Consider the following 3,920-nt stretch of genomic DNA (forward strand, 5'->3'; position numbering starts at 1 on the left):
AGCCCGGCCGTGCCGATACCGGAGCCGAAATCAACCACGCGGTCCTCTGCCCTGGCCTCCGTCGCCGCCGCAAGCAGGATGGCATCATGCCCCGCGCGATGACCGGACCGCTTCTGCCTCAGCCGCAACTGCCCCCCGAGAAAGGCGTCCTCGGTAATATTTGCGGCCTCACTCATTGCCGCGCAGTTCGTGGCTGAGGCCGGCCTCAGTGAGGAGGTCCCTGGCCTCCTGGGCATCGTCCTCATGAACCAGGATCCGCCGCGGCAAAATGCCGAGCGAGCCCTCGATGATGCTCATGTTCTGGTCCAGCACCAGATGATGGATGTTGGCGCCGTCGAGCAGCGCGCCGATCGCCGACACCAGCACCATATCGTTGGTCCGAACCAGTTCACGCAAAACGAGAGGTCTCCTGCCCAAAGGGGGCTAAAGCGGCAAATGTCAATGGTTCCGCAGGCCTTGCCGCATCCGCTGCCAGTTTCTATTGTCTTTCCGTCAGAATAGCCCTTCCGGGGCAAATATTGGAGACCGGCGTGGCCGTCATCGTACCTTTCGAAACTCCCGGCGCGTCGATCGAAGAGCTGGTTGCCCTTGTCGCTCCTGATATGGAGCGCGTCAACGCCACGATCCTGTCGCGGACGGGTTCGGACGTGACCATGATCCCGGAAGTGGCCAACCATTTGATCTCCTCCGGAGGCAAGCGGCTGCGGCCGATGCTGACGCTCGCGATGGCCAACCTCGCCGGCTACACCGGCGACGGCCACATCAAGCTCGCAGCAAGCGTCGAGTTCATGCACACGGCCACCCTGCTCCATGACGACGTCGTCGACGAGAGCGAGATGCGCCGCGGCAAGCTGTCGGCGCGCATGCTCTGGGGCAACGAGGCAAGCGTCTTGGTCGGCGACTTCCTGCTCGGCCAGGCCTTCCGCATGATGGTCGAGGTCGGCTCGCTCCGCGCGCTCGACATCCTCTCCGCGGCCGCCGCCACCATCGCCGAGGGCGAGGTGATGCAGCTCGCCGCCGCCAAGAACACCGCGACCACCGAGGACGAATATCTCGCCGTGATCCGCGGCAAGACCGCCGAGCTGTTCGCCGCCGCCTGCGAGGTCGGCCCCGTCATCGCGAACCGCCCGAAGGCGGAGCAGACCGCCTGCCGCTCGGTCGGCATGAATCTCGGCATCGCCTTCCAGCTCGTCGACGACGTGCTCGACTATGGTGGCAAGAGCGCAAAACTCGGCAAGAACACCGGCGACGATTTCCGCGAGGGCAAGATCACCCTGCCGGTCGTGCTCGCCTTCCGCCGCGGCAACGACACCGAGCGCGCGTTCTGGATCCGCGCGCTGGAGCGTGGCGAGATCGGCGATTCCGACCTCGACCATGCCATCGGGCTGATGAACAAGCACCGCGCGCTCGAGGATACGCTGAGCCGCGCCCAGCACTACGGCGCCATGGCGGTGGACGCGCTGGCGCTGTTCCCCTCCTCGCCGATGAAGAGCGCGCTGGAGCAGGTGGTGGCGTTCTGCCTGGCGCGGTCGCATTGAGCGCTGCGATCTGACGCTCGCGCCTCAGGGTGCTGGCGATCGGCAGGAGCGCGCTGCTCTCCCCCGCGTGGACTCAACGAGAGGCCTTGCAATCGCGGCACGCTGCGCTACCAAAACGGGATGATCGAAACCAATTTCTGGCCGTTCCTGGCCGCAGCCTGTCTCATTGCCGCAATTCCCGGTCCCGGCATCTTCTACGTCGCGGTACGGACCCTGTCCGAGGGGCGCGCCAGCGGGTTTGCATCGACCGCGGGCACCGCGCTGGGCGGACTGGTTCATGTGGTCGCCGGCAGCGTGGGCATCTCCGCGATCATCCTTGCCAGCGCCGAGCTGTTTGCCGCGGTGAAGTTCGTCGGCGCGCTTTATCTGGTCTGGCTCGGCATCAAGACGTTTCGCAGCGCCGGCCGCACGCTGGCGCTCGATAACGAAGCCGTCGGCGACAAGCGCGCCTTCCGCGACGGCGTGCTGGTCGAGGCGTTGAACCCAAAGACCGCCGCGTTCTTCCTCGCCTTCATTCCGCAATTCCTCGATCCCACGGCATCGAACCCCACGCTGCAATTCATCATGTTAGGTGCGATCTCGGTGGCGTTGAACACGCTCGCCGATATCGTCGTGGTGCTGATGGCCTCCGCGACACGCACGCAGCTGATCGGACGGCCGCATCTGATGCAGCGTCTCACGCAGGGCTCTGGCGTCTTCATTGCAGGTCTCGGCCTGTCGCTGGCCTTGGCGCGGCGGCCGGCAAATGGCTAGCACCCCGCAGGATCGCTTCTATGAATCGCATGGCCTGCGGCTGCATTACGCCGATTGGGGCAATGAGAGCGCACCGCCTCTCATTCTGGTCCATGGCGGCCGCGATCACTGCCGGAGCTGGGACGTCATCGCCCGGTCGCTGCAACCGCATTTTCACATCATCGCGCCCGACCTGCGCGGCCACGGCGATTCCGAATGGACCAGGGGCGGCAGCTACGCACTGACCGAATATGTCTACGATCTCGCCCAGCTCGTTCGCACCATCGCAGCGCCTCAGGTGACTCTCATCGGCCATTCGATGGGCGGCATGGTGAGCCTGATCTTTTCAGGGTCATTCCCTGAAAAGGTCTCGAAGCTGGTCGTGCTCGACGGCGTGACCATGTTGCCGGATACGCCGAAGGCCCCGGCGCACGAGCGCATCAGCAAGTGGGTCGGCCAGCTCGACAAGCTGCATGACCGCACACCGCGCCGCTATTCAACCCTCGAGGCTGCGGCGGCGCAGATGGTGCTTCACAACAAACGTCTCTCCCGAGAGCTCGCGCTGCATCTCGCCACGCACGGCGCCCGGCAGAACGAGGACGGCAGTTATAGCTGGAAGTTCGATCCCCATCAGCGCACCTCGGCGCCGCACCGGCTCTGGCCGGACGATCACGTCGCGCTGTGGGCCCGCATTGCCTGCTCGACGCTGCTGTTGAACGCCGGCGAAAGCTTTCTCGCCGGTGCCAGGTCAGCGGGCCTGGAGCGGTATTTCACGAACGCGCGCGTCGAGACCATCCCAGGCGCCGGACACTGGCTGCAGCACGACAAGCCGCAGGAGGTGTTGAGTGAGATCCGGCGGTTCTTGGGGCTCGACGGGGACAGCGCGGGTTAGCACAACTGCCGTAGTGTGGGCAAAGGCGCGACAGCGCCGTGCCCACGTTCTTGGAAGTGGTGGGCACGCTTCCGCCTTCGCTCTTCGAGCTACGGCGGACAAGTCGCTTTGCCCACCCTCCGGCAGTGTCTTTGACGAAGCAGCTAGCTCAACGTCCCCGCATGCACCCACCAGCCGGGATGGTCGCGCCGGATCTTTTCGGCGGCGGCATGCACATCGGCGGCTGAGCCGTAGATTGCAAAGCACGTCGCGCCCGAGCCGGACATGCGGGCAAGCTTGACGCCGGTGGAAGAGCGCAAGGCTTCCAGCACCTCGCCGATGACAGGTTCGATGCGTAGCGCAGGCGCTTCGAGATCGTTGACGACGGTGTCGAGAACGTCGACCCAATCGGTGATGGAGGCGCCCTCCTCCGGCCAAGCCGGGGCGCGGATGACGTCGGTCACGCCGACCAGCAGTTCGCCGTTGCGCAGGCCCAGCGCCTGGAACACGTCCTTGGTGGCGACAGGCACGCGCGGATTGACCATCACGCAAGGCATGCTCGGCAGTGCGAGCGGCAGCAGCTGCTCGCCGACGCCGGTCATGTCGCAGGCGCGCGAGAAAAGGCACACCGGCACATCGGCGCCGGTCGCGAGCGCGACCTTCTGGAGCCTGGGATCATCGAGCGACAAATTGTTGAGACGGGCCAAGAGCCGCAGCGCAGCCGCGGCGTCGGCAGAGCCGCCACCAATGCCGGCCGCAACCGGCAGCACCTTGTCGAG

The 3,920-nt window shown here is 65.6% G+C and carries 5 protein-coding genes and 1 pseudogene; 3 read left to right on the forward strand and 3 right to left on the reverse strand.

Annotation, left to right across the window (positions count from 1 at the left end):
• Together MOV75_RS29795 and MOV75_RS29800 are read right to left on the reverse strand one after the other, a co-directional pair.
• Positions 1-176, reverse strand: a pseudogene (locus MOV75_RS29795) (methyltransferase); the annotation flags it as partial.
• Complete coding sequence (locus MOV75_RS29800) at positions 169-396, reverse strand: DUF2007 domain-containing protein (RefSeq protein ID WP_246928408.1); 228 nt, start codon at positions 394-396, stop codon at positions 169-171. The pseudogene MOV75_RS29795 and the gene MOV75_RS29800, both read right to left, overlap by 8 nt.
• A gap of 134 nt (positions 397-530) precedes the next feature.
• On the opposite strand from MOV75_RS29800, the gene MOV75_RS29805 reads away from it, so the two are divergent.
• The 3 genes from MOV75_RS29805 (at position 531) to MOV75_RS29815 (ending at position 3,162) form a co-directional block, all read left to right on the forward strand.
• Entirely contained in the window at positions 531-1,538 is a 1,008-nt protein-coding gene (locus tag MOV75_RS29805) for a polyprenyl synthetase family protein (protein ID WP_026202916.1), read from the forward strand.
• A gap of 120 nt (positions 1,539-1,658) precedes the next feature.
• On the forward strand, positions 1,659-2,291 hold the full coding sequence (locus MOV75_RS29810; RefSeq protein WP_246928405.1) for a LysE family translocator: 633 nt from the start codon (positions 1,659-1,661) through the stop codon (positions 2,289-2,291).
• Entirely contained in the window at positions 2,284-3,162 is an 879-nt protein-coding gene (locus MOV75_RS29815) for an alpha/beta fold hydrolase (protein WP_246928403.1), read from the forward strand. The genes MOV75_RS29810 and MOV75_RS29815 overlap by 8 nt, the downstream gene beginning before the upstream one ends.
• Positions 3,163-3,305: 143 nt before the next feature.
• Here the strand turns inward: MOV75_RS29815 and MOV75_RS29820 are convergent.
• On the reverse strand, positions 3,306-3,920 hold a 615-nt coding region (locus MOV75_RS29820; RefSeq protein ID WP_247007112.1), incomplete at its 5' end, for a 4-(cytidine 5'-diphospho)-2-C-methyl-D-erythritol kinase.

Source organism: Bradyrhizobium sp. PRIMUS42 (assembly GCF_023006515.1).
GTDB lineage: Bacteria > Pseudomonadota > Alphaproteobacteria > Rhizobiales > Xanthobacteraceae > Bradyrhizobium.